Source organism: Streptomyces sp. NPDC001315, assembly GCF_042896175.1.
In the GTDB taxonomy this organism is placed as follows: domain Bacteria; phylum Actinomycetota; class Actinomycetes; order Streptomycetales; family Streptomycetaceae; genus Streptomyces.
Genome location: NZ_JBIAWZ010000004.1, coordinates 378,890 through 404,196, shown reverse-complemented (window position 1 = coordinate 404,196; position 25,307 = coordinate 378,890). Strand labels below are relative to the sequence as shown.

Here is a 25,307-nt window from a genome sequence, read left to right as displayed (position 1 = left end):
CCGCCTCTGAACAGATCTGAAGGAACCGACATGGCCGCAACGATCAAAGAACTCTCCTACGTCGGCATCGAGGCCGACGACCTGGACGCCTGGAGCGGATTCGCGGGGCAGGTGCTCGGACTGATGCCGGCCCGTCACGAGGACGACATCCGCACCTTCCGCCTCGACGACCACATCCACCGCACGATCATCGTGCGAGGTCCGCGCAACGACCTGGCCTTCGCCGGCTTCGACTGCGGCTCCGACGACGACCTCGACGAGGTCGTCGCGCTGCTGCGCGGTGCCGGACACGAGGTCACCGAGGGCGACGCCGCGCTGGCGGCCGAGCGCGGGGTGGCCCGCGTCCACGTCACCGCCGACCCCGAGGGCAACCGCGTCGAGCTGATCAACGGCCTGAAGAAGGCCGATGAGCCCTACGCCAACGACGTCAACAAGTACGGCTTCCAGACCCGCCAGGGCGGCGCCGGACACATGTTCCTGCTCTGTACGCCCGGCGGCGGCCGCGAGCGGATGCTCGAGTTCTACGGCCACCTCGGCTTCAAGCTGTCGGACTACATCAAGGACGAGGTCGCACCCGGCCTTTTCGTCGACGCCGCCTTCACCCACTGCAACGGCCGCCACCACACGCTGGCCTTCGCGGAGATGCCGGCACCGGTCAAGCTGCACCACTTCCTCATCGAGAACAACAACATGTCGGACGTGGGCTGGGCCTACGACCGCGTCGTCGAAGCACGTGTGCCGCTGCTGCACACCATGGGCATGCACCCCAACGACAAGATGTTCTCCTTCTACGCCCACTCCCCGTCGGGCATCGCGGTCGAGTACGGCTGGGGCGGCCTGATCATCGAGGACGACGACGCCTGGGAGGTCGGCGAGTACGACTCCATCAGCGCGTGGGGCCACAAGAACCCCATGGAGCTCGGCACGTCCCTCGTCGAACTGGCCAAGCGCGGCCAGGAACTCCAGGAAGCCGCTGTGAAGGCCAAGACCGGGGAGGCGGCCCAGTGACCGGGACAGTGGCACAGACCCCCGCCGTCGACCACGAGGTCTGCAGCCAGGACGTCCAGGCAGGCGCGCACCGGCTACGCGTCCACACCTGCGGTGACCCGGCCAACCCCGCGGTCCTGTTCATCCACGGGTCGGGGCCGGGCGTCAGCGCACCCTCCAACTGGGCTCATCTGATGCCGTCGTTCGCCGAGTCCTACTACTGCATCGCCCCCGACGTGCTGGGATTCGGTGACTCCGACCACCCGGACCCGGCCCCGACCGGCGGCATGCCCGAGTACACCGATCTGCGCGCCCGCTCGCTCCTCGCCCTGCTCGACGCCCTGGGTGTCGCGAAGGCGCACTTCGTCGGCAACTCGATGGGCGGCATGATCACGCTTCGGGTCGCCCAGATTGAGCCCGACCGCATCGACAAGATGATCCTCATGGGCAGCGGCGGGGCGCCGATCCCGCCGAGCGCGGACCTGATGAAGCTGATCACCTTCTACCAGGACCCGTCGCCCGAGGCGATGGCCGATCTCCTCGTGCGATTCGTCGACGACACCGGCCTCTTCGCCGGCAAGCTGGCGGAGATCGCGCGGACCCGGGTCGCGCTGGCCACCCGCGACGACGTGCGCCGCTCGCACCTGGCGACCTTCAACCCCGAGCACGGTCCGGTCAAGTACACCGAGGACGAGCTGGCGGCCATCGGACACCAGGCACTCGTGCTGCACGGCCGCGAGGACCGGATGCTGCCGGTGGCGGCCGGCTACTACCTGGCCGAGAACCTGCCCAACGCACGGCTCCACGTGCTCCCGCACGCCGGTCACTGGATCCAGATCGAGCGGGCGGCCGACTTCACCGCACAGGCCAAGCTCTTCCTCGCCGATTGACCCGCTCCGCGGGGCACGCCTTCCGCGAGGGTGACCACACCTCGCACGAGCTGGGCCAGGAGTCGGCGTTCCCGACTTCGATGGGCCCAGCTCGGGCGAAGCCGAGCGTGGGGGAGAGCACGCGGGGTCGGACCAGGGATGATGACGGCGTCTCCGGCGGCCACGATGCGGCCGGGCGCTCCCGTGGCTATGACCTGGCCCTGACCAGCCCGGCGTCGTACGCCATGATCACGGCCTGGATGCGGTCGCGCGCCCCGATCTTGGCGAGGACTCGTCCGACGTGCTTCTTCACCGTGGACTCGGTCAGGACGAGCCGGTCGGCGATCTCCGTATTCGTCCAGCCCTGACCGATGGCGACCAGGACCTCACGTTCGCGGTCGCTGAGGGTCCGCAGCCGGGGATCCTCCGGGGCGGACGCGGGGCCGACAGCGGACCCTGGTCCACTCCCTCCCGGACAGGATCCAGGAGGGCTCCGACTACGGGTTCACGTCGGCGAGCGTCGGCAGGGGCGGCTCGTTCGGCTCTCGCGCCTGCGGTCTCCGCGCTGCCGACCTCTGCGCCTGCGAGCAAGGAATGGTGCACTGTGCGACAAAAGGCTGCGTGGCGTCCGCCCTAGCGTGAACGGTGTTCCGTGCCGCGCATGCCCGCAGTCCGGCCGCCGACGGTCCGGTCTCCCCCATACGAACCGTACGACGGTGCCCTTCCGCACCGAAGGGGGGCATGGCCGCGCGCACCAGTCAATCCGGGAAGAGGAAGCAACGCATGCCGTACATCACCGTGGGTCAGGAGAACTCGACCGCCATCGACCTCTACTACGAGGACCATGGAACCGGGCAGCCGGTCGTCCTCATCCATGGCTTCCCGCTCGACGGCCATTCCTGGGAGCGGCAGAGCGCCGTCCTGCTCGACGCCGGCTACCGCGTGATCACTTACGATCGCCGTGGTTTCGGCCAGTCCAGCCAGCCGACGACCGGATACGACTACGACACCTTCGCGTCCGACCTGAACACCGTGCTGGAGACCCTCGACCTGACGGACGCCGTCCTGGTCGGGTTCTCGATGGGCACCGGCGAGGTCGCCCGGTACGTGTCCCGCTACGGCTCCGCCCGGGTCGCCAAGGTCGCCTTCCTGGCCTCCCTGGAGCCGTGCCTGCTCAAGAGCGACGACAACCCGGACGGGGTCGCCCCGAAGGAGTTCTTCGACGGCGTAGTCGCGGCGGTCAAGGCAGACCGCTACGCGTACTACACCGACTTCTACAAGGACTTCTACAACCTCGACGAGAACCTCGGCACCAGGATCAGCGAGGAAGCCGTACGCAACAGCTGGAACGTCGCCGCCGGCGGTGGGTTCTTCGCGGCGGCCGCCGCACCCTCGACCTGGTACACCGACTTCCGTGCCGACATCCCGGCCATCGATGTGCCGGCCCTGATCCTGCACGGCACGGGTGACCGCATCCTGCCCGTCGAGGGAACCGCGCGGCCGTTCCACAAGGCGCTCCCGTCCGCCGACTACGTGGAGATCGAGGGCGCCCCGCACGGCCTGCTGTGGACCCACGCGGAGGAGGTCAACGCGGCGCTCCTCACCTTCCTGGGGAAGTGACCGAACGGGAGACGGGTTCGCCTTCGAAGGCGAACCCGTCTCCCGTATGTCTTCGTGCACCTGTCCCCGTCGGTCGGCCTGCTAGGTCACCGGCTCGGGACGGAGCGGCCGTTCGGCGGCCTGGTCCAGCCGGACGACGAAGGTCGGTGTCCGTTTCAGGACGCCAAGGTCCTGCTCCTGCAGGGCGATCACCAATGCTGTCTCGGGCAGTGCCTCGGGCAGTGCGGCCAGGAGCGCTTCGGCGGTGGGGCGGTCCAGGCCGGCCACCGGCTCGTCGAGCAGGAGGATCGGTGGACGCCTCAGTACGGCGCGTGCCGTGGCGAGGCGCCTCCGCTGCCCCTGGGAAAGCAGACGTCCGCCCGGGCCCACCGGTGTGTCGAGCGGCAATGCCGACAAGCCGACGAGTTCCAGTGCGCCCCGTAGCGCGACGGTGTCGGCCGACGGTGCCGCCTGGCGCAGATTCGCCGCGACCGTGTCGTCGGCCAGCCAGTCGTCGGCCTCGACGAGGGTGACCGACTCGGCGACGGTCCGGGCGGGCAGCTCGTGCAGCGGGGTGCCGTCGAGGAGGACCGTGCCGGCGGGAGCCGCTACGCGCCCGGCGAGTCGGCCGAGCAGCGTGGACTTCCCGCTGCCATTGGGACCGGTGACCAGAACCAGACCAGGGCCTTCCACGGTCATGGTGAGTTCCGTGGCCGAGTCCAGGACAGGAAGGCCCATGGTTTCGACGGAGCGGGCGGTCGGCCGCAGTTGCCGACCTGCGGGCTGATCGTCGGCGGCAAGGGCAGCGAGGCGGCCGACCGCGTCCCCCGCCTCAGTCATCCCCTGCATCAGCCGAGGAAGCCTCTCCAAAAGCTCCCACCCGGCAGCTACCGACAACACCTCACCCACCACGACCTCGATCGGCTGGCCGGGCGCGGCGCACAAGGCGACGACCAGTACCGCCGCCTGCCCCAGCGCGGCAAGGAGACGCAACGCCGTACGCCCATGTCGCTCGGCCCCGGCAGCGGCGCTCTCGGCGGACTCGACGGCGGCCATGGCGGCGGCCGCCGCCTGTTGCGCCTGGGGCACGGCGTCCAGGCACCGCAGCTCGTTGAAGGCGGCCCGACTGCCGAGCAGCACGGTACGGTGCGCGGCCCTGGCATCGGCGGCCTCGGCGAGGTGGGTTCGCGCGCGGTGGTGTGCGTGCCGGGCACAGGCGAGGCCGACTGCCTGGACGACCAGTTCGGCCACACCCAGGACCGGCATGGCCCACAGCAGCAGGGCATCGACCACGCACGCGGTCGTGATCACCGCCCCCAAGGGTGCGATGACGTTCGCGGGCAGGCCCGCGACTGTCTCCACGTCGGTGGTGAGCCGGGTGAGCAGCGTCCCGTCGCGCTGTCCGCGCAGCTCACGAGGGGTGAGGCCGGCGGCGCCGCGGGCCAGCCGAGCGCGCAGGGCCACCTGGGTGGCGAGCAGGATCCGGTGGTTGGCCAGGCGTTCGAGGTAGCGCAGACCGGTGCGGGTCAGGGCCAGCGCCCGGACGGCGCCCGAGGGGTACATCCAGGACCAGGTGGTGTTGGCCTGGAGGGTGACCACGGCGCAGGTCGTCAGGAACCAGCCGGACACACCGAGCAGTGCGGCGCCGCTGAGCTCTCCCGCCGCGGCGAACAGCATGCCGGTCAGGAGGGCGCGACGCGGAGCCGCTGTACGCAGCAGCCGCCAGGCGCTGATCCGGTTCATCGGGCTCTCCCGTGGTCCAGCGTGATGACGTGGTCCGCCAGCGGCAGCAGTGCGGGACTGTGGGTGGCCAGCAGGACCGTACGGTCGCGGGACAGCGTGCGCAGCGCGGACAGGACGCGCTGCTCCGCTTCCGGGTCGAGGTGGGCGGTGGGTTCGTCCAGGCACAGCAGGGACGCGTCCCGCAGCAACGCCCGGACGAGGGCGAGCTGTTGGGACTGACCGGAGGACAGGCCGGTGCCGCGTTCGCCGAGCGGCGTGTCCAGCCCCTGCGGCAGCGCGGCGACGAGGTCGTCGAAGCCGAGGGAGGCGACGGCGTCCAGCAGGTCGTGGTCGCTCGCGGTGGGCCGGGCAAGGAGGAGGTTCTCGCGCAGGGTGCCCGGCAGCAGGTGAGCGGGCTGGCCCACCCAGGCGACCCGGCTGGGGTCGGCGGGGACGGACCGGCCGTTCAACAGGTGGAACGCGCGTCCGCCGTGGGGGGCGTACAGCCCGGCAGCGACGGCGAGCAGCGTGGACTTGCCGGCCCCGCTGGGGCCCGTGACGGCAAGGCACCTCCCCGGTGCGAGGTGCAGGCCGACGCGGTCCAGAGCGGGTGCCTCCCGGCCGGAATGATGGACCGTGACGGCTTCCAGGCGTACCCCGGGTGGCGCCGCGGCCCGTCGGGCATGCCGGGCAGGCGGCACCACGGTTTCCCGATGCGCGTCCAGGACCTGGGCCAGCAGGGCGGCGGCGGCGCTCGCCCGGGCGCGGGCGTGGTAGCCGGCGGCCAGGTCCCGGGCCGGCGCGAAGTAGGCGGGCACCAGGACCAGGACGAACAGCGCGGAGGAGAGGCTCATGTGGTCCGGTACGACGGGCAGGTCCAGGTAGTCGAGCAGGACCAGTCCGCAGTAGGTCGCCACCACGGCGAGGGTGCCGGTGATGAGCAGTTCGACCCACGCGGTCGACAGGAACGCGATCCGCAGCACCTTCTCGGTACGAGCGGCGACCTCCCGGTCGTGCCGGGCCAGCGAACCGGCCGCCTGGTCGTGCGCGCCGAGCCCGACCAGGGTGGGCAGGCCGCGCAGATGGTCCAGCAGTCGGGCCTGGTGGGTGCGGATCGCCGACAGTTGGGCGCGTACGGCGGTCTGCGTGCCCAGGCCGATGACCTTGAGGTTGGCCGGGAGCAGTGGGGTGGCGGCCAGCACGAGCAGGGCGACGAACCAGCTGCGGGAGGCGATCGCGGCCAGGGCGAGACCGCTGCCGAGCAGCATGGTGGTCCGCGCGGGCAGGTAGTCGGTGAGCCAGTCGGTCAGCTCGCCGACCTCGCCGTCGACGGCCTGGACCAGTGCCGCGTCGTCCAGATCGGTGCGGGCAGGGCCGTGGGCGGGCAGCACCGTCTCGATGAGCCGGCCGCGCAGGGTCTCGCGTACGGTGCGGGCGCCGCGCGCGGCCGCCGCGTCGCCCGCGGCCAGCAGCACGGCGCGCAGGGCCACACCCGCCGCGATCAGCAGGGCGGGCGGCAGTACGGCGGACGCGGGGGCACCGTGGAGTGCGGACAGGCCGCGCTGGGCGCCCCAGGAGAGCCCGCCCGCCCAGACGACCGTGCCCAGCTGGGCCGCGCCGCGCAGCAGGCCCGCGCGGCGCAGCTCCCGACGGCCGACGGCAGCCCATTCCTTCAACCGGGCGGGCACCGGGTCTTCAGCCCGTTCCACGGCCAGTTCGTCCAGGAGCGCGACGGTGGCGCTCACGAGGTGGTCTCCGCCTCGACGCCCGCTGTGTCCGCGTGGAAGTACCCGGCGCGCCGGTCCCGGCGGTCGCCCACGATCCAGGCGGCCAGGGCCGTGCAGCCCAGGACGGTGACGCCGACGGGACCGATCCAGTCGGCGACACCCGCGAACACGTCCTGGGACAGGCCGGTCGCCAGGATGCCGAGCACCACCAGCAGGGTCCGTCGCGCGACCGTCCGCAGCGTGGTGCCGGAGGGCGCCGGGGAGACCGCCAAGGGGTGGGTACGGGCAGGCAGCGGTGGGATCGCACGCTCCACCGGATCGGTGTACTTGCCGCGGAAACTGCGCCAGGCGTAGATGTTGTAGGCCAGTACGAACGGCATGCACAACCCGACGCCCAGGACCAGGAAAAGCTGGGAGGAGTGCGGGCTCGCAGCCTGATGGACGGTCAGTCCGGGCGGCACGACGACCGGTACGGAGAGCACCGCCAGGCCCAGCAGCCCACAGGCCGTCACCGTGGCCACGGCGGCGAACGGCCGCCAGTCGGGGCGGCGGCCGAAGCCGTACCAGGCGACCGCACCGGCCACGACAGCGGCGACGACCGTGAGCCAGAACAGCATGGCCCGCACGGGCTGGCCCAGCTGCAGCTGCTGCGGGTCCGCGCTCGGCAGCAGCAGGCCCAGTACGACCGCCATGACCGCGGTGACCACCAGCAGCGACCGTCCGGTGCGGCGGACGCCCGACCGCGACCAGCCCTCGGTCTTGTCCTGCAGCCAGGCGGCCCCGGCCAGCAGGTAGACGGCGACCAGACCGACCGCGCACAGCACGCTGTAGCCGCTGAGCCAGTCGAAGGTCCCGCCCTGGAAGGTACCGTTCCGCTGGTGCGGGCCGGTGAGCACGGCGCCCAGGACGAGACCTTGGCACACGGTCGCGGCGAGCGACGCCCCGCCGAACAGCAGCGCCCAACCTCGCCGGTAGCCGGTGGCCGCGCTCTGCATCTCCAGGCCCAGGCCGCGCAGGATGACGGCGATCAGCATGCCGATCAGCGGCAGGTAGACGCTGGGCAGCACCACGGCGTAGGCGCCTGGCAGGCCGGCCCAGAGGACGACGCCGGCCAGGATGATCCAGCTCTCGTTGGCGTCCCAGGCGGTGGCGACGATCTCGCCGTACTCGCGTCGGCGATCCGGCCGGGCCGCCAGGCTGAGCATGCCCACCCCGAGGTCGTAACCGTCGAGGACGACGTACATGGCGAGCGAGAAGAGGACGAGCGCGTAACTGGCGTACTCAAGCAACGAGGGCCTCCGATGCGTCGGGCGCGGTGGGTCCCGTGGACAGCGCCTCGGGGCCGGCCTTGACCGTGCGGATGATGTAGCGGGCCCAGATGGCCAGCAGGGTGACGTAGAGCAGGACGAAACCGGCCAGGCCGGCGGCGACTTCGAAGACACCGAGGTGGGAGACCGCGTCGGCGGTGCGCAGCTGGCCGTAGACCACCCAGGGCTGGCGGCCCGTCTCGGCGACGATCCAGCCGCCGGTGATGGCGATGATCCCGGCCGGGGTCATCCACACCATCCACCGCAGGAAGCGGGGGGAGTCGAACAGGCGTCGCCGCATGCGCAGGACCACGCCCGCGAAGGCCGTGCCGAACATGAGCAGCGCGGTGAAGTACATCGCGCGGAAGCCGTAGAAGGTGGTCCACATGTTGGGGCGCTCGTCGGGCGGGGTCTGCAGCAGTCCGGGCGTCGTCGTCTCGCCGCTGAGGTCCTGGGCGATGACCGAGCCGAGATGGGGAATCTCGACGTGCAGCCGGTTCTCGCCCTGGTCCGTGTCGGGGACGACGAGCAGGTTGTAGCCGTTGTTGTCGCTCTTCCAGTTGCCCTCGAACGCCTCGAGCTTGGGGAGCTGGTGCTGTCCCATGAAGACCGCCGTGCCGTCTCCCACGTACAGCTGCACCGGCATCAGCACTCCCAGCACGCCGAGTGCGATGGACAGGCAGCGGCGGGCCATGGGCTGGGCGTGGACCCGGTTCTTCACCAGGTACCAGGCGGAGATACCGCCGACGAACCAGGCGGCGCTGATCAGCACGGCCAGCAGCATGTGCGGGAAGCGGTGCGCGAAGGCGGGGTTGAGCAGGATGCTGATCCAGTCCGTGGCGTGGAACTGGCCGTCGGCCTTCCGGTAGCCGACGGGGTCCTGCATCCAACTGTTGGCCGACAGGATCCAGGTGGTGGACAGCAGCGTTCCGAAGGCGACCATCCAGCTGGCCAGGGCCATGGTGCGCGGGCGGATCCGCCCGTCCCCGTAGAGCATCAGGCCGATGAACCCCGCCTCCAGGAAGAAGGCGGTGATCACTTCCATGCCGATGGTGACCCCGATGATCGGCCCGACCGCGTGGGCGTACGTGCCCCAGTTGAGGCCGAACTCGAACGTCATCACCGTGCCCGCGACGACGCCCAGGCCGAAGCCGACGGCGAAGATCTTCTTCCAGAACCGGAAGATCTGCAGGTACAGAGGGTTCCCCGTGCGCACGTAGACCGTGTACACGACGGCCAGGAGCACGGAGAGGCCGACGGTGAGCGCGGGGAAGGTCATATGGAAGATCGCGGTGATCGCGAACTGCCATCGGGACAGTTCGACGACGGTTGACGAAGCCATGGGTACTCCCGGGGAGGCAGCGTTCTTGACGGGGTTCGCGCGTGTCGACGGCACCCGCGCGGGGCGAGGCATCAGGCGTGGGCTGCCCTGGTGGGCCTCGGCCGGAGCCGCTGCGGCGTGCCGGGGTCCGGCGCAGCGGTCGAGCCGGCCCGGGGAGAGAGGACGCGGTCGCCGCCCTGTGGCACTGACACGCTAGACGGCTGACCGGGTACGACGATTGCCTCGGAGTGCCGTGCGATTGCCCGACCGTGCACGGTGACGGCCGGACAGGCCCCGGCCCGCCGCACGGGCCGGGAGAGGGCGCTGACGGGCAAGCTCCTCTGCACGCACAGGCAGGACGACCGTCCGACCGGTGCCTACATTTCCGGCACTCACACAGCCGCCGGAACGAAGAGGCTCGCATGCAGTTCGGAATTTTCTCGGTGGGGGACGTGACCCCCGACCCGACCAACGCCCGTAACCCTTCGGAGCACGAACGCATCAAGGCGATGGTCGCCATCGCGCTGAAGGCGGAGGAGGTCGGCCTGGACGTGTTCGCGACCGGCGAGCACCACAACCCGCCGTTCGTACCGTCGTCGCCGACCACGATGCTCGGCTATATCGCCGCCCGCACCGAGAAGTTGATCCTTTCCACCGCCACGACGCTGATCACCACCAACGACCCGGTGAAGATCGCCGAGGACTACGCGATGCTTCAGCACCTGGCCGACGGCCGGGTGGACCTGATGATGGGGCGCGGCAACACCGGCCCGGTGTACCCGTGGTTCGGGCAGGACATCCGGGAGGGCATCAATCTCGCCAAGGAGAACTACGCGCTGCTGCGCCGGCTGTGGCGCGAGGACGTGGTCGACTGGGAGGGGAAGTTCCGCACGCCCCTGCAGGGCTTCACGTCCACGCCCAGGCCGCTGGACGGCGTACCGCCGTTCGTCTGGCACGGCTCGATCCGCTCACCCGAGATAGCGGACCAGGCGGCCTTCTACGGCGACGGCTTCTTCCACAACAACATCTTCTGGCCCGCCGACCACACGAGGCAGATGGTCCAGCTGTACCGGCGGCGCTACGCCTATCACGGTCACGGCCGGCCCGAGGAGGCCATCGTCGGCCTCGGCGGGCAGGTGTTCATGCGGAAGAACTCCCAGGACGCCGTGCGGGAGTTCCGCCCCTACTTCGACAACGCGCCTGTCTACGGACACGGGCCGTCGCTGGAGGAATTCACCGAGCAGACGCCGCTCACCGTGGGCTCCCCCCAGCAGGTCATCGAGAAGACGCTGTCCTTCCGTAAGACCGTCGGCGACTACCAGCGACAGCTGTTCCTGATGGACCACGCGGGCCTGCCCCTGAAGACCGTCCTGGAGCAGATCGACATCCTCGGCGAAGAGGTGGTGCCGGTGCTGCGGAAGGAGTTCGCGATCGGCCGCCCGGCCGACGTACCGGACGCTCCCACCCACGAGTCCCTTCGGACCGTTCAGGAGGTGTCCGCCGCATGAAGCTCGTCGCCGTGTCCGCGGGACTGAGCACCCCGTCCTCCACCCGCCTGCTCGCCGACCGTCTCGCCGAGTCGGCCCGCGGCGAACTCGCCGCCCAGGGCCACGACGTGCAGGTTGACGTCATCGAGCTGCGGGAACTGGCCGTCGCCGTCGCCAACAACCTCGTGACCGGCTTCCCGTCGCCCCCGCTGGCCGCCGCGATCGACGCGGTGACGGGCGCCCACGGCCTGATCGCCGTGACCCCTGTGTTCACCGCCTCCTACAGCGGGCTGTTCAAGTCCTTCTTCGACCTGATCGACCCGGACGCCCTCACCGGGAAGCCGGTGCTGATCGGGGCGACGGGAGGCACGGCCCGCCACTCCCTGGTCCTGGAACACGCCCTGCGCCCGCTCTTCGCCTACCTGCGCGCCGGCGTCGTACCCACCGCGGTGTACGCGGCGTCCGAGGACTGGGGATCCGGCGGCGACGAGTACACCGAGGGCCTGCCCGCGCGCATCAGGCGGGCGGCCGGCGAGCTGGCCGCCGTCATGGCCGCCCGCCCGGCCGAGGAGACAGCCGAGGACGACATCACCGCGCTCGAACGGCAGCTCTCCGACCTGCGCTTCGACTGACGTTGCCGGCTGTGCGGAATTCTCATCCGTCCAGCTGGAGCTTCTCCCGCAACTGGCCACGGGAGGTGATCCCCAGCTTCGGATAGATCCGGTACAGGTGTGCTCCGATGGTGCGATGGGAGAGGTAGAGCTGCTGGCCTATCTCCCGGTTGGAGAGTCCCGTGGCGGCCAGCTGCGCGATCTGCAGCTCCTGTGGCGTGAGGAGATCCGAGTCCGCGGGCATGGGCTGCGTGCCCCCCTCGCCCGCGGAGCGGAGTTCCTGGCACGCGCGCTCGTGCCAGGGCCGGGCCCCCAGCGAGGCGAAGGACTCCCTGGCAATGCGCAGCGGCGCCCGGGACTCCATCACCCGGCGTCTACGACGCAGCCAGGTGCCGTAGGCGAGCAGGAGGCGGGCCCGCGTGAAGGGATCCCGGGACAGGTCCAGGTCGAGCGCCGACCGGAATGACGCCTCGGCGTCCTCGTCGTCGGCCAGGAGGGCGTGTGCGAACCCCAGGTTGGCTCTGATCAGCCGGGCCGTGGTGGCCGCGGCCGACGCGTCGAGCCGGCTCAGGGCGTCGCGCGCCATCGCCCTGTCCTCGTCGCTCACGGCGGCCTCGGCGAGCGCCGTGATCGCCATGGTCTGCAGATACGGATGGTGGGCGGGGTCCGCGCGGTCGAAGACCCGCCACACGCACGAGAACGCTTCGGCGTGACGGCCGGCCGCCAGTCCGATCATGCCCCGCGTGATCTGGATGAAAGCGAGCATGGAGGGGTTCACCACGGCGAGTACCTGGCGTTCGGCCTGTTCGATGGCGGCCTGCGCCGTGTCCAGGTTTCCGAGCACCGCCGAGAAGTGCGCCTTCGCGATGAGCGCGCCGCCGAGCCAGCGAGCCTGGGTGGTCTCTTCCGCGAGCCGGATGGTCTCGGCCACGCTCGGCAGGCCCGATTCCCAGTCCACGATGTGCGCCGAGGTGAACGACAGGGACACCAGGGTCTGCGCGAGGAGCCCCAGCCGCCCCTGGGCCCGCAGACCGGAGACCGCTTGCCGGAGGAAGCCCGCCGCGTGGTCGTAGCCCCCCATGCACGTGGCCGCCGTACCGAGCGTGGCGGCGGCGAGGGCGTCGTAGCCGCCCTCGCTCTCCAGGCGCTCGAACCGCTGGATCACCGTCGCGCCGCGCTCGAGCGGAGCGGCGGCGGCCAGGACGTACACCAGATCGGGATGCAGCTCCGGCACGGGCAGCCGCTCGGCCGCGGCCACCACACGCTCGCGCACAGCGCGCCCCGGGTCGAACCACCAGCATCGTCGGGCGGCGGCCCGCAGAAGGCGGAGCGCGAGCTCGGGGGCACCGGCGGCCGCCGTCTCCTCCGCCGTGGCGATGAGGAGGTGCAGGCGCGGGATGCTGGTCGACACATCGATCTCGAGGCCCTCGCGCAGGAACACCGTGCGGGCCCGCTCCAGGACGTCGAGCTCCAGCGGTGCCGCCAGGTGGAGAAAGGTCGCGGCCTGGTACGTCCTGCCGAGTTCGAGGGCCAGTTCCGCCGCTTTGAGCAGGCGCTCTCCCTTGCGTGAAGGGTCTTCGCCGAGTGCGACGGCCCGCTCCAGGGCCGCCAGGGCCACGGCCGGCGCGCCTCGCGCCTCCGCTCTGGCGGCTGTCCGGTCCAGTTCCACGGCGACGGATTCGTCGGGCCGACCACTGGCGGCGGACCTGTGCCAGGTCTGACGGTCGGGCTGGCCGTCCAGGACCGTGGCCAGCGCGCCGTGCGCGGCGAGGCGCTCGGCGAGCGTAGCGGTCTGCAGGACCGCCGACCGCACGAGCGGGTGGCTGAACCGGATCCGGTATTCGTCCGCCGTGACCAGGCCGGTCGCCACCGCGGGAGACACGGATTCCGGCGAGACGACGGAGCCCGTCAGCTCCGAAGCTGCCGCGAGTACCTCGCCCAGCGCTCCTTCGTCGTCGGAGGCGGCGACGAGCAGCACGCTGCGCGCGTCGGACGGCAGGTCAAGCAGCCGTGAGGCGAATGCCCGTTCGAGTCTTGAGGTGAGAGGAACGGCTGAGGAGGTCAGGGCCGCGGCCGGTGCGCCCTGCTCGCGCAGCGCGGCGGGGAGTTCGATGAGGGCCAGGGGGTTTCCCGCCGCCGCGTCGAGCACCCGGTACCGCAACGGTGCTTGCAGCTGCGGTTCCATGGCGTCCAGGAGGGCCCCGGCGTCGGCCGTGGTGAGGGGGAGGAGCCGGAGCTCGGGCAGTGCGAGGGCATCCAGGCATGTCGTGTGTCCGTCCCGGACGCCGACCAGCATTCCGAGGGGCTCGGCCCCGAGCCGCCGGGCGATGAACGCGAGGACGTCCAGGGTCGGCGAGTCGAGCCACTGTGCGTCATCGACAACCAGCAGCACGGGCGCCTGGCCGGCCTCTTCACTGAGTAGATTGAGCGTGGCAAGAGCGATCATGAAGGACTGCGGGGCGCCCCCCGCGGGGGACGGCTCGGCCATCCCGAAGGCCCCCAGCATTGCTTCCGCCTGAACCGGCGGCAGATCCGGAACACGGCCCAGCATCGTCCGCGTCAGCTGGTACAGCCCGGCGAAGGGCAGACGGGTCTCGGCCTCCACGCCTGACGCGGTGATCACGGTGGTGCCCAAGCGCTCCGCCTGGCGCGCGGCTCGTGCCAGGAGCGCGGACTTGCCGATGCCGGGAGCGCCGCGGACCACGAGCGCCCCGCCCTCCTTGGGCAGTCCGTCGACTAGCGCATCGAGGGTGGCCAGCTCCTTGGCCCTGCCGAACAGTTCCTGATCCGACACCCGAGGACCCCCAGACACCATCTGTGAGCAGCAGAAACATTGTAGATGCGCAGGGGGATCAGGGGGTCAGGGGGCGGTCCGAGCGCAGCGCACGCCGAGCCTCACGATCGCAGTCACTTCGCAGTCATCGTGCTGATGGCCCGGACGCACACTGATCCCAGGCTGGCCGGGATGCTTGAAAGTTCGAAAGGCCCGATCATGACGCCAAGCGCTCTGCTACCCGATGCACACGGCTTCGCCGGCAATCTGCTCACCACCGACACGGTGCCCGCCCACCAACGACGGGCCTACTGGCGCGAGGCACTGTCCCAGACCTTCGGCGCCGTGGACATGTCGGTCCCCGACGAGGTGCACTCCGGCACGATCCGTACGGCGCCCCTGGGCCCGGTCCAGGCCACCACGGTCGAGGGCGACCCTCTGGAGGCCCTGCGCACGCGGCGGCTCATCGCGCAGGGCGACGAGGACGCGTACGTGGTCGTGAAGCTGTTGAGCAGGGGGGTCGCCCGACTCGAGCAGGACACCCGCGACGTGGCGTTGCGGGCCGGGGAAGTCTTCGTCTACGACCTGGCACGCCCGGTCCGGCTGATCCTTCCCCAGTGCTTCCAGACGAAATCCCTCGTTCTGCCACGGCAGGTTCTGGGCCTGAGCGAGTCGGACCTGCGGCAGATCACAGCTTCTCCCCTCAGCCCCGACACGGGACTCGGCGGGCTGCTGGCCGTCCTTGTGTCCCGGCTCGCGGACACCGCGGGATCGTATCGACCGCACACCGCCGAGCTGCTCGCGCGCAACGTGGCGGATCTGCTGGCCGGCCTGGCCGATGAGCGCCTGGGCAGGAGTTCCGAGGGGACGCCGAGCGGCGATGCGGCGATGCTGCTGAGGATCCGGACGTTCATCGGCCGGCACCTTGCCGATCCCGGCCTGACCCCGGAGGTCATCGCCCGCGCTCACCACATCTCCGTGCGCTACCTGCACAAGATCTTCGAGGGCGAGGACACCACGGTCAGCCGCTGGATCCAGAGCCGCCGCCTGGAAGCGTGCCGGCGGGATCTGGCTCACAGGGATGCTGCGGGTCTTGCCATCGCAGCGGTGGCACATCGGTGGGGTTTCGCCAGTGCCGCCCACTTCAGCCGGGTGTTCCGCGCCGCCTATGAGATGTCCCCCAGCGAGTGGCGTGCCGCCAACAGACCGTAGTCGCGGCCCCTGCGGGCTTCTCGATCAGTGGAAGTCCGCGCTCGGTGCTCTCACGGACAACGCCTCGTACGTTCCTCGGCAAGCCACTGCCGCCGGCGGTTTTAGCGTCATTTGCATAGACGCTGCCCCCCAAAGAACCCGCTGATCGGGGTAAAGAATGACTCAGCCGTTTTCCAGCGCCGACGGGACCTCGGTCACCCATGAGGTGGTGACACACGTCGTCGTCGCGGACGAACCGCCGGTATCACTGCCCGCCGAGCTGCGCTATGACAGGGCAGACCCCTATGCCGTATGCCTCTCCCTCGGAGCGGCGTCGACCGGCACGGTCGACTGGGTGTTCGCGCGCAGCCTCCTGTCGGAGGGATTGAGCCGACCGGCGGGTGTCGGAGACGTCCTGGTGATACCCCGGCACCGCTGCCATCGGGACTCGGTACGCATTGTCGTCAGGTCCACCGCGGGGTCCGCCCTGCTGGTCATCGCGGCTTCGGCGGTCGCCGCGTTCTTGAAGCAGACCGAAATGGTGGTGCCGCCGGGCACGGAGGGACTCCACATCGACCTGGACCGCGTCGTGGCCGAAATCATGGCGGGAAGCGAGTGACGTGTCGGCTCGGGAGGCAAGCCGCCCCTCGCTGTCGCCGACTTGGCCGCAGGGGCGCTCCACACACGTGTCGACGACCTCGCGGAGGGGGACGGCCGGTTCGTGAGGTCGCCCGGCCGGAGGCGATTGCGACCTGGGCAGGGGCGGCCGTCCGCCCGCGTGCCGCCGGCAGCACCGGCAACGCCTCGGCTGTGCTCCGGCGCATCGCGAAGGTCAGAACCCCTTCTTCATGCCTGATCTAGCGGATTCGCGCGATGTGCCGCCGCACGCCCGTCGGCACGATATCTGGAGAACACATCGGCTGAAGGGTGGAGACCATGGCGGACGCAGCGACACGGGAGGCCGGACTGCAGCCTTCGGGCACATTCCACACCACGGATTCGGTGCCCAGGCAGCGAAGACGAACCTACTGGCGCGAGGTCCTGTCCCAAACCTTCGGAGCTGTGGACATCAGCGTGCCCGAAGAGGTGTATTCCGGCACGCTCCGTACGTCACCGCTGGGCCGCATCCGGGGCGTCACGGTGGACGGCGACTCCATGCAGACCCTGCGCACCCGGCGGCTCATCGCAGGGAGCGCCAACGACGACCACGTGGTCGTGATGCTGCTGAGCAGCGGGGCCGCCCGGGTCGAGCAGGACGCGCGCGATGCGTACGTGCGGCCGGGGCAGCTCTTCGTCTATGACAGGGCGCGCCCGCTACGGCTGACCTTCCCCGAGACCTTCCAGACGAAGTCCCTCGTCCTGCCACGGCACGCCCTGAGCCTGAGCGAGTCGGACCTGCGGCAGATCACGGCGTCTCCCCTCGACTCCGGGACGCCGCTCGGCGGACTGCTGTCGCCCTTCCTGTCCCGGCTCGTGGACACCGCGGGAACGTATCCGCAGCGCACGGGCGAAGCGGTCGCCCGCAACGTCGTGGACCTGCTCACCTTGCTGGCCTACGAGCGAGGCAGCGGTGACACCACCGGCACACCGAGCGCCGCCCGGGTGTTGCTGCTGCGGATCCAGGCGTACATCGTCCGACACCTGGCGGATCCGGACCTGACACCGGAGGCCATAGCCCACGCCAACCGGATCTCCCTGCGCTACCTGCACAAGCTCTTCCAGACCGAGGGCATCACCGTCGGTCGGTGGATCCAGCGCCGCCGGCTGGAGCAGTGCCGACGCGAGCTGGCCCGCCGGGAGGCGGCGGGCCGGACCATCGCCGCGGTGGCCCACCGGTGGGGTTTCACCAGCGCAGCCCACTTCAGCCGGGTGTTCCGGGCCGCTTACGGGATGTCTCCCGCCGAGTGGCGGGACTCCGCGGCACGAGAGCCCCGTACCTACTCGTTGCCACCCGCCGCTTAGAGCCACCGTCCTGGCGCGGACGCTCACCTGCGACGAGTACCACCGTCGATCCCCACACCGGGACCTTCGCCTGCGGCGTGACCCGAATCACGGGCCCATGGGTCGGGGTGTGGCACTGAGCTGCAGATTTGCGATAGTGGACCCGCGGACCGTCGTCTGCGCCCCGCCGACCTCCCACCGGCACGGGCGGGCGACGACGAAGGGTGGAATCGCCGGTCCGCGCGGATTGACCGGTATTCGGCCGGCGAGTGCGGACAGGGGGCGTGAGAGTGGCGAGGGCAGGCGGATCGCTGTCCCGAAGCGGTCTGCGCGGACGTGAGGACGAGCTCGAAGAGCTGGGCGCACTGATCGCCTCGGTGGCCCGCACCGGAAGCGGTGCGCTGGCCCTGATCCGGGGCGAACCGGGAATCGGCAAGACCACGCTGCTCGCCGAGGTCGTCGCCGAGGCCACGGCAGCCGGATTCTCGGTCGGCCTCGGGAAGGCCGATGACCTGCATCACATCGTGCCGCTCTCGTCGCTGGCGGCCTGCGTCCTGCACGGCGATCAGCCGCTGCTGTCCCCCGACGCCTTCGCTGACCTCGCACACCGTCACGATCAGCGGATCTGGCTGGTGGAGCGCCTGGCGGAGGCGGTCGAAGCCAGAGCCGGCCGCGTGCCGGTGCTGATCGCGCTGGACGACGTGCAGTGGGCCGACCCGCTCAGCCTGTTCGCCTTGAGGCAACTGCCGACCCGCCTGCGCAGCTCGCCGGTTCTGTGGATACTCACCGGGCGACAGGGCCCCGCCGGGCCCGCGGAGGAGATCGTCGCAGCGACGAGCGACGCACTCCCGACGGTCACTGTGCGGTTGGGCCCCCTGTCCGGCGCGGCCATCACCCAACTGATCGGCGACACACTGGGGGCAGCCGTCGACGAGCGGGTGCGGGATCTGCTCGACGGAGCCGGCGGGAACCCGTTTCTGGCGGTCGAGATGCTCGCCGGACTGCGCACCGCCGACCTCACGGACGAGGCTGTGCCCCCGGGGCTCGTGGTGGGTGTGCGCGGCAGACTCGGATCGCTGCGGCCCGGCACCCTGCAGTTCCTTCAGATGGGAGCGGTGCTGGGACGCCGGTTCGCCTTCCACGACGCCGCCGCGCTCTGTGGCCAACCGCCCGCCACGTTGATCGCGGCGCTCGAGGAGGCGGTGGGTGCCGGACTGCTGGACGACGACGGCGACCAACTCGTCTTCCGGCACGATCTGCTGCGCCAGGCGGTCTACGTCGACATCCCGCCGTCAGCCCGGAAGGCTCTGCACCGAGAGGCCGCCAACCACCTTGTCTCCGTGGGCCACCAGCCGATCGACGCGGTGTCGCACATTCTCCGGAGCGCCCTGCCCGGGGACGAGGAAGCGGTGGCGCTGCTGCAGCGAGCCGCGGACGACGTACTGCCGGTCACGCCGGGTCTCGCGGCCGACCTGGCGATGCGCGCCCTGGAACTGGTGCCGTCCGCGCGGCCGTTGAGGTTCGTGGTGGGGGAGCAGGCGATCGTCTGCCTGACCCGGGCCGGCCGGAATCGAGAGGCGTTGCTGACCGGCGACCGACTGCTGGCCGGCCGGCCGCCCCTGGAGGCGTTCAGCCGGCTGCAGGCCGCCCTCGGCGGGACGCTGTGGAACATGGATCTCGCCGAGGAGCTGCGCCACCGGGCCGAAGCGGCCCTCGCGATCGGGGGCGCCGCCCCGGAGGTCGCGGCGAGGCTGGCCGCCCTGCGTGCGCTGGCCCTGTCCCGGGGCCATGATCTTGTCGCGGCTCGTGCGGCCGGCGAGAACGCGCTGCGTGCCGCCACCGCGATCGGTGACCGGGAGGCGCACGTCCTGGCCCTGTCCGGGCTCGGTGAGATCGCGCTCAACGCGGGTGAGAACGCCCTCGCGCTGGAGCGCTTCACCGCGCTCAGCGCCGTCGACTCCGCCTTCCTTCCCGAAGAGATCGTCGCGTACCAGCATCTGGACGACTTCGAGTCCGGCGAACGGCTGCTCCTTCGGGCAGCGGACAACGCCGGGTCGCCCCGCCAGGCCATGCTGCTGTGGGCACAGGGCCAGCAGCATCTGGGGCTCGGCAGGCTCGACGACGCCGACGCCGACTTCATGACCATGGAGCGCCTGGAAAACGACGTACAGGTACCCGTCCAGCAGGTGAACGCCAGTGTGATCCGCTCCCGGATCGCCCTTCTGCGCGGCGACCGGGAAGCGGCGCGGCAGCACCTGGCCACGGCGCGGGAAAGGCTGGCGGTCAAACCGAATCCGGGCAACACGGCCGCGGTGCGCTTCCTGGAAGCGGTCCACGCCGAGGCCGACGGGGACATCGGGCTCGCCGTCGACCGGATTCGTCAGGTGCAGGAGGAAGGCCCCTTCATGCGCTGGCGGCTGCTGCGCACCTGGGTCGATGCGGCGATACGCATGGCCCTGCACGGCGCGGACCACGGGCTCGCCGAGGATCTGGCCGCCCAGGCCGAAGCCCACGCCGACCGCAACCCGGCCGTGCCCACCGCCGCGGGCATCGCGGCGCAGGCCATCGGCCTCCTGACAGACGATCCCGCCTCGCTGGAACGCTCCGTGGCACTGCTCAAGGCGAGCCCTCGCCCGCTGGTCCGGGCCGCCGCCTGCGCCGACCTCGGACGGGCACTGCTGGCAGCGGGCCGGAAACCTCAGGCGGTGGCCGCCCTGACTCAGGCCCACGGCACGTTCGCCGAGTCAGGCGCGCACGCGGCAGCGGCACGCGTACAACGCGATCTGGAGGGTGTGGGGGCCGGCAGCCGCAGGGCGGCGACCACCCAACGCCCCGTCCAGGGATGGGGGGCCCTCACGACCTCGGAGAAGAAGGTCGCGCGCCTCATCGCCGAGGGCCACACCAACAGGTCGGCCGCCGACCTGCTCGTCGTATCTCCGCACACGGTCAACACCCATCTGACCTCCGTCTTCCGCAAGCTGTCGGTCAACTCCCGGGTACAGCTCGCCAACCTGGTCCTGGCCTTGCGCGACGACTGAGCAGACCCATTGGTACGTTCACGCGATGCCGGCCACACCTGAACGCGCTTGGCTGGGGAACCCCACGCATTCGGAGGCCATCGCCGTGCACGGATCCACCCCCGTACCGCCGACCGTCGTGCTCGTGCACGGAGCGTTCACCGACGCCTCCTTGTGGGCGGGAGTCATCAGCCATCTGCGCGCCGTCGGACTGAGTGTGCGCGCCGCGGCGAACCCGCTGCGCGGCCTGGCGCAGGACGCCGCCCACATCAGGAGCGTCGTGCGCCACCTCGACGCCCCGGTCGTGCTGGTGGGCCACGGCTACGGTGGCGCGGTCATCACCCAGGCCGCCACCGATGCCGACAACACCGTGGCGCTGTGCTACGTCGCGGCACTCGGCCTCGACGCCGGCGAGTCCGTCCTGGACATCACGAGCCGCTTCGCCCCCATGCCGGTGATCGACGCGACCCTCACCGCCGCCCTCCCCGCTTCGTGCGGCGCCGCTCCGGAACGCGAGCTGTACATCCGTAGGGAACGGTTCCCGGAGGTGTACGCCGCCGATCTGCCGTCCCGCGTCACGGACGTGTTGGCCGTGGCGCAACGTCCGATCGCCTGGAGCGCGCTGACCGGAAGGTCGGGGCCGCCGGCCTGGGCCTCCAAGCCGTCCTGGTACGCCATCGCGACCGCCGACCGGACGCTCAACCCCACCGCTCAGCGCTTCATGGCGCAGCGCATGGCCGCCACCGAGTGTCTGCTGGACGGTTCGCACGCCGTTGTGCTGTCGCAGTCCGGCGCCGTTGCGGCGATGATCCGGGAAGCCGTCGAGCAGGGCACCGGCAGGACGGGGGTATAAACCGTTCGGTTCCGGCCCGGTCACCCCGGTTCTTTCCTGTGTGTTTACTCTGACCGAGTCGCGATGGGACCCCTTGGATTCCGCCAGCATTCCCGAGACCGACACTCCGGCCACAGATGTCACTCGGGAAAGGCACCACCATGGTCTCTTCAGTCAGACCGACAGCGCGGCGGATGGCCGCTGTCTTCGCAGCCGCCGCCCTGGTCCTGGCCGCCACCGGGTGCGGTGGCGCGACCGGCGCAGGATCCGCCACCGGCGAGGTGACCTCCATCACCGCGCTCGACTATTACACCGACGCGGCGGAACACGCCCAGTGGAGCGAGCGGCTCACCACCTGCGGCAAGGCCGCCGGCGTAACGGTCGAGCACACGAGCGTTCCGGGGGCGTCGCTCATTCCCAAGGTCCTGCGGCGGGCGTCGTCGCGGACCCTTCCCGACCTGTTGATGCTGGACAATCCCGATCTTCAGCAGATCGCAGGGACCGGTGCGCTGACCCCGCTGGACCAGTACGGCATCGACGCCGACGGCTTCGCCGAGGGCATCCTGTCGGCGGGCACCTACAAGGGAGAGGTGTACGGACTCGCGCCCACCGTCAGCACCGTCGCCCTGATGTACAACAAGGACATGCTCTCCGAGGCCGGTGTCGCCGTGCCGAGGACCTGGGACGAGCTGAAGAAGGCGGCGGCCGAGCTGACCCGCCCGGGGCGCTACGGCATGGCGGTCGACGCGAACGCCACGTTCGAGGGCACCTGGCAGTTCCTGCCCTTCCTGTGGTCCAACGGCGGGGACGAGAAGCAGCTGGACAGCCCGCAGGCCGCGCAGGCACTCCAGCTGTGGGTCGACCTGGTGAAGAGCGGATCCATGTCGAAGTCGGTACTGAACTGGACCCAGGCCGATGTCCATGACCAGTTCGTCGCCGGCAGGACAGCCATGATGGTCAATGGCCCCTGGCGGATCTCCGCCCTGAACAAGGCCGAGAACCTGCACTGGGGGGTGGCCCCGCTCCCCGTCCGCCGGACGGGGCAGGCCCTCGTCACACCGCTCGGCGGGGAGGTGTGGACGGTCCCGCACACCGCTTCCAAGGCCCGGCAGGGGAAGGCCGCCCAGGTGCTCGCCTGCCTGAACGACCCCCCGCACATGCTCGCCCTGGCCAAGCAGAACCTCACCGTGCCCTCCCGCTCCGCGGTGGCCGCCCGGTACGCCCAGCAGGTCCCCTCGATGGCGGCGTTCGTCAAGAGCGTCGAAGGAGCCCGGGCCCGCACCAGCGAGCTCGGCGACAAGTGGCCCAAGGCCGCGACCGCCATCTACACCGCGATCCAGGCCGCGCTGACCGGCGAGCAGACACCGGAAGAGGCACTCAAGCGTGCGCAGCAGACGGCGACCAGCCCCTGACAGCGACCGGGACGTGGCCCGGGCACGCTTGTGGGAGCTGATCGCTCAGTGGATGTTCCTCGTGGGGGGCGGTCCCCTTTCCGCCCGGTCCGTGTATCGACTCGGCCGTCAGCCCAACTCCGTGTCCAGCCACTGCAGGACCTCCGGGGTCACCGGGTCGGTGATGTCGTCGAACTCCCCATGCTTGTGAAGGTACTTGGCGACATAGGGGCAGACCGGCACGATGCGCTTGCCTGACGCGCGCACGTCGGTGAGCGCCTCCCGCACCAGCTGCGCGGCCAGCCCCTGCCCGGCGAACGCGTCGTCGACCTCCGTGTGGTAGAAGACCCGCTGCTCACCACGGTCGCGGTACGCGGTCAGGCCGGCGCGCTCTCCGTCGACCAGGATTTCGTAACGGTGTCGGTCGTCCACTCGCTCGACGGTCGGAGTGGCGGAAGGCTGGCTCATCGGGATCGGGATCCTTTCGGTCGGGGCGGTGCGGGTCGGCGGGGCGGGCGGTGCCACCGGTGGGCCGGTCTGTCGTTCAGGGCCGAGGCCGGATCCAGGCGGCATCGGCGGTCGAGAGACGATGGGTGGTCACGGAGGTGACCGCGAGCAGGACCAGCGCGAGGGTCAGGGTGATGACGAGATGCCCGTGCAGCACGAGCTGGGCTCCGATGAGGGCGCCGAGGAACATGGCGAGCACGGAGAGGATCCGGCGGCCGGGGCGGGGTGCCTCGCCGCCGGCCGGGGTGGAGTCCGCGGCCAGGCCCGTCAGCGTCAACGTGAGCACGGTCGTGGTCAGGTCCGGGACACCGAGGCGCCGGGCGACCGCGTTCTGCAGGCCCATGGCGAGCCCCAGGAACACGATCAGCGTGTACCGGACGCCGGTGGTGACCTCGCCGTCCGACACTGCGGCGACCGCCACCGTCACCGCGACCAGGATCGTCTGCACGGCCGTGGCCGCGCCCAACAGGTGCCCGCGGTGCGTGGCGAACCGCGTGCCGAGTCTGCCCCCCGCCAGCGCGCCGAGGAGGAACGCGGCCAACGAGACGACGGACGCGAGCGCGGACAGGCCCTCGGCGCCGGCCAGGGCGAACCCCAGGAAGACCACGTTGCCGGTCATGTTCGCGACGAAGACGTGCCCGAGCGCCAGATAGCTCACGGCGTCGATCAGGCCGGTGCCCACCGTCAGGGCCAGCATCAGGGGCGGCAGCGGACCGTGACGTTCCTCTCCACGCGGCACCAGCGTGCGGACCGCGTCACTCAGCAGTGCGCGCATATCGATTCCCTTCTGTCGTGGTGGCGGGCCGGTGCAGCACCACGCGGGTGAGCAGTGCGCTCACCGGCCCGACCACGATCGCGACGACGGCGACCCAGGCCGGCCAGGGGGTGACGCCCAGCGCGTGGTCCACGGACCATCGTCCTGGCCCGGTGAGGGCCAGTGCGGCGGAGACGACGACAAGGACGAGGGGGTATTCGTAGCCGTCGTTCTGCACCCACAACCCCTTGGGCCACTTCACGGTGCCGGCGACCGTCATCACGCCCATCGCGGCCATCGCCGCCAGGGGCGTGAGCAGCCCGACCGCCAGGAACAGGCCGGAACCGATCTGACTGGCCCCCGCGACGAGGGCGGTCAGCCGCCCGCCGCGGAAGCCGTCGCGGCGGAACTCCTCGGTCCCGCCCGCCAAGCCGTTGCCTCCGAGTCGGAAGCTCACCTTCTGTACCCCGTGCCCGGCGATGAGCAACCCCACCACCAGCCGGAGGACCAGCAGTCCAGCGTCCATCGTGTTCCTGCCTGTTTCTGACGTTCCTGTTCCGGTGCGGGGATCAGCCGGCGGCGTGGGCGCCGATGACGGCCTGCGCGTAGACGAGCCCGAGGCCGTAGGCGCCGCCGTGCTCCTTCACCACGTCCGTCACGGCGGTGTACGTCTCCGCACGAGCCCAGTCCCGCTGGAGCTCCAGCAGCACCTGCACCCAGGTCACCGGGACCGCGCCGCCCTGCACCATGCGCTGGATCGCGTGCTCGTGGGCCTGCGGGCTGACACCGCCGGACGCGTCGGTGACGACGTAGACCTCGTAGCCCTGGGCGATCGCGGACAGCGCGGGCAGGACGACGCAGACCTCGGTCCACAGGCCGGCGATGACGAGCTTCTTACGGCCGGTCGCCTTGACGGCCTCGACGAAGTTCACGTCCTCCCAGGCGTTCATCGTGGTGCGGTCGATGATCTTCTGCTCGGGGAAGACGGCCGCGAGCTGCGGCATGATCGGGCCGGAGAACGACTCGGCGGCCACGGTGCTGAGCACGACCGGCACGTCGAACGTCGCGGCGGCCTTGGCCAGGCCCACGGTGGAGTTGATGATGGCGGTGCGGTCGCCGCTGCCGGTGCCGAAGAACATCTGCGGCTGGTGGTCCACGAAGAGCACCGCGCAGTTGTCCGGGGTGAGCAGGTCGGGGCTGGGGGCGGCGGTGACGTTGGCGATGTCGACCATGATGGTGAACCTTTCTCGGTTACGGTGACACGGACCGCT

Annotated in this window: 20 protein-coding genes and 1 pseudogene; 11 read left to right on the top strand and 10 right to left on the bottom strand. The window is 70.7% G+C overall.

Annotated features, from left to right (window positions below; genetic code table 11):
* Positions 1–30: 30 nt before the first annotated feature.
* Positions 31–1,008 (top strand): VOC family protein, encoded by a 978-nt coding sequence (locus tag ACFY16_RS15230; RefSeq protein WP_390647576.1) that lies wholly within the window; start codon positions 31–33, stop codon positions 1,006–1,008.
* Positions 1,005–1,877: an alpha/beta fold hydrolase gene (locus tag ACFY16_RS15225; RefSeq protein ID WP_390647575.1), complete on the top strand. Its 873-nt coding sequence runs from the start codon at positions 1,005–1,007 to the stop codon at positions 1,875–1,877. Before ACFY16_RS15230 ends, ACFY16_RS15225 begins: the two co-directional genes overlap by 4 nt.
* Before the next feature lie 187 nt (positions 1,878–2,064).
* Here the strand turns inward: ACFY16_RS15225 and ACFY16_RS15220 are convergent.
* Positions 2,065–2,286, bottom strand: a pseudogene (locus tag ACFY16_RS15220) (response regulator transcription factor); the annotation flags it as partial.
* A 353-nt stretch (positions 2,287–2,639) separates the two neighbouring features.
* Between ACFY16_RS15220 and ACFY16_RS15215 the strand changes: the two are divergent.
* Entirely contained in the window at positions 2,640–3,476 is an 837-nt protein-coding gene (locus tag ACFY16_RS15215; RefSeq protein WP_390647574.1) for an alpha/beta fold hydrolase, read from the top strand.
* A gap of 81 nt (positions 3,477–3,557) precedes the next feature.
* On the opposite strand, the gene ACFY16_RS15210 is transcribed toward ACFY16_RS15215, so the two are convergent.
* The 4 genes from ACFY16_RS15210 to ACFY16_RS15195 are packed head-to-tail and all read right to left on the bottom strand — an operon-like array spanning position 3,558 to position 9,553.
* Entirely contained in the window at positions 3,558–5,198 is a 1,641-nt protein-coding gene (locus ACFY16_RS15210) for an ATP-binding cassette domain-containing protein (protein ID WP_390647573.1), read from the bottom strand.
* Complete coding sequence (locus ACFY16_RS15205; RefSeq protein WP_390647572.1) at positions 5,195–6,922, bottom strand: ABC transporter ATP-binding protein/permease; 1,728 nt, start codon at positions 6,920–6,922, stop codon at positions 5,195–5,197. The genes ACFY16_RS15210 and ACFY16_RS15205 overlap by 4 nt, the downstream gene beginning before the upstream one ends.
* Positions 6,919–8,193, bottom strand: coding sequence for a cytochrome d ubiquinol oxidase subunit II (locus ACFY16_RS15200; RefSeq protein WP_390647571.1), 1,275 nt, complete (start codon positions 8,191–8,193; stop codon positions 6,919–6,921). The genes ACFY16_RS15205 and ACFY16_RS15200 overlap by 4 nt, the downstream gene beginning before the upstream one ends.
* Positions 8,186–9,553, bottom strand: coding sequence for a cytochrome ubiquinol oxidase subunit I (locus ACFY16_RS15195; protein WP_390647570.1), 1,368 nt, complete (start codon positions 9,551–9,553; stop codon positions 8,186–8,188). The genes ACFY16_RS15200 and ACFY16_RS15195 overlap by 8 nt, the downstream gene beginning before the upstream one ends.
* Positions 9,554–9,954: 401 nt before the next feature.
* Between ACFY16_RS15195 and ACFY16_RS15190 the strand changes: the two genes are divergently transcribed.
* Entirely contained in the window at positions 9,955–11,040 is a 1,086-nt protein-coding gene (locus ACFY16_RS15190; RefSeq protein ID WP_390647569.1) for an LLM class flavin-dependent oxidoreductase, read from the top strand.
* The gene (locus tag ACFY16_RS15185; RefSeq protein WP_390647568.1) at positions 11,037–11,651 is read left to right on the top strand and encodes an FMN reductase; all 615 of its coding nucleotides are present in this window, start codon (positions 11,037–11,039) and stop codon (positions 11,649–11,651) included. Before ACFY16_RS15190 ends, ACFY16_RS15185 begins: the two co-directional genes overlap by 4 nt.
* A 22-nt stretch (positions 11,652–11,673) precedes the next feature.
* Here the strand turns inward: ACFY16_RS15185 and ACFY16_RS15180 are convergent, their stop codons facing one another.
* Positions 11,674–14,424 (bottom strand): ATP-binding protein, encoded by a 2,751-nt coding sequence (locus ACFY16_RS15180; protein ID WP_390647567.1) that lies wholly within the window; start codon positions 14,422–14,424, stop codon positions 11,674–11,676.
* Between the two features lie 198 nt (positions 14,425–14,622).
* On the opposite strand from ACFY16_RS15180, the gene ACFY16_RS15175 reads away from it, so the two are divergent.
* From ACFY16_RS15175 to ACFY16_RS15150, 6 genes are all read left to right on the top strand, one after another.
* Positions 14,623–15,615 carry a helix-turn-helix domain-containing protein gene (locus ACFY16_RS15175; protein WP_390647566.1) on the top strand — a complete coding sequence of 331 codons (993 nt, stop codon included), beginning with the start codon at positions 14,623–14,625 and terminating at the stop codon, positions 15,613–15,615.
* A gap of 157 nt (positions 15,616–15,772) precedes the next feature.
* Positions 15,773–16,213, top strand: a complete 441-nt coding sequence (locus ACFY16_RS15170; protein ID WP_390647565.1) for an SsgA family sporulation/cell division regulator — start codon at positions 15,773–15,775, stop codon at positions 16,211–16,213.
* A gap of 317 nt (positions 16,214–16,530) precedes the next feature.
* Positions 16,531–17,556, top strand: coding sequence for a helix-turn-helix domain-containing protein (locus ACFY16_RS15165; protein ID WP_390647564.1), 1,026 nt, complete (start codon positions 16,531–16,533; stop codon positions 17,554–17,556).
* A 269-nt stretch (positions 17,557–17,825) separates the two neighbouring features.
* A complete protein-coding gene (locus tag ACFY16_RS15160; protein ID WP_390647563.1) occupies positions 17,826–20,573 on the top strand; it encodes an AAA family ATPase in 2,748 nt (915 codons plus the stop codon).
* Between the two features lie 25 nt (positions 20,574–20,598).
* The gene (locus ACFY16_RS15155; RefSeq protein ID WP_390647562.1) at positions 20,599–21,405 is read left to right on the top strand and encodes an alpha/beta fold hydrolase; all 807 of its coding nucleotides are present in this window, start codon (positions 20,599–20,601) and stop codon (positions 21,403–21,405) included.
* 173 nt (positions 21,406–21,578) lie between these two features.
* Positions 21,579–22,796 (top strand): extracellular solute-binding protein, encoded by a 1,218-nt coding sequence (locus tag ACFY16_RS15150; protein ID WP_390647561.1) that lies wholly within the window; start codon positions 21,579–21,581, stop codon positions 22,794–22,796.
* 108 nt (positions 22,797–22,904) lie between these two features.
* Here the strand turns inward: ACFY16_RS15150 and ACFY16_RS15145 are convergent, their stop codons facing one another.
* The 4 genes from ACFY16_RS15145 to ACFY16_RS15130 all read right to left on the bottom strand — a co-directional run bounded on the left by ACFY16_RS15145 (position 22,905) and on the right by ACFY16_RS15130 (position 25,268).
* Complete coding sequence (locus ACFY16_RS15145) at positions 22,905–23,243, bottom strand: GNAT family N-acetyltransferase (RefSeq protein ID WP_390647560.1); 339 nt, start codon at positions 23,241–23,243, stop codon at positions 22,905–22,907.
* A gap of 76 nt (positions 23,244–23,319) precedes the next feature.
* Positions 23,320–24,057 carry a YoaK family protein gene (locus ACFY16_RS15140; RefSeq protein WP_390647559.1) on the bottom strand — a complete coding sequence of 246 codons (738 nt, stop codon included), beginning with the start codon at positions 24,055–24,057 and terminating at the stop codon, positions 23,320–23,322.
* Positions 24,038–24,562: a DoxX family protein gene (locus ACFY16_RS15135; RefSeq protein WP_390647558.1), complete on the bottom strand. Its 525-nt coding sequence runs from the start codon at positions 24,560–24,562 to the stop codon at positions 24,038–24,040. The genes ACFY16_RS15140 and ACFY16_RS15135 overlap by 20 nt, the downstream gene beginning before the upstream one ends.
* 43 nt (positions 24,563–24,605) lie before the next feature.
* A complete protein-coding gene (locus tag ACFY16_RS15130; RefSeq protein WP_390647557.1) occupies positions 24,606–25,268 on the bottom strand; it encodes a hydrolase in 663 nt (220 codons plus the stop codon).
* Between the last annotated feature and the right edge of the window lie 39 nt (positions 25,269–25,307).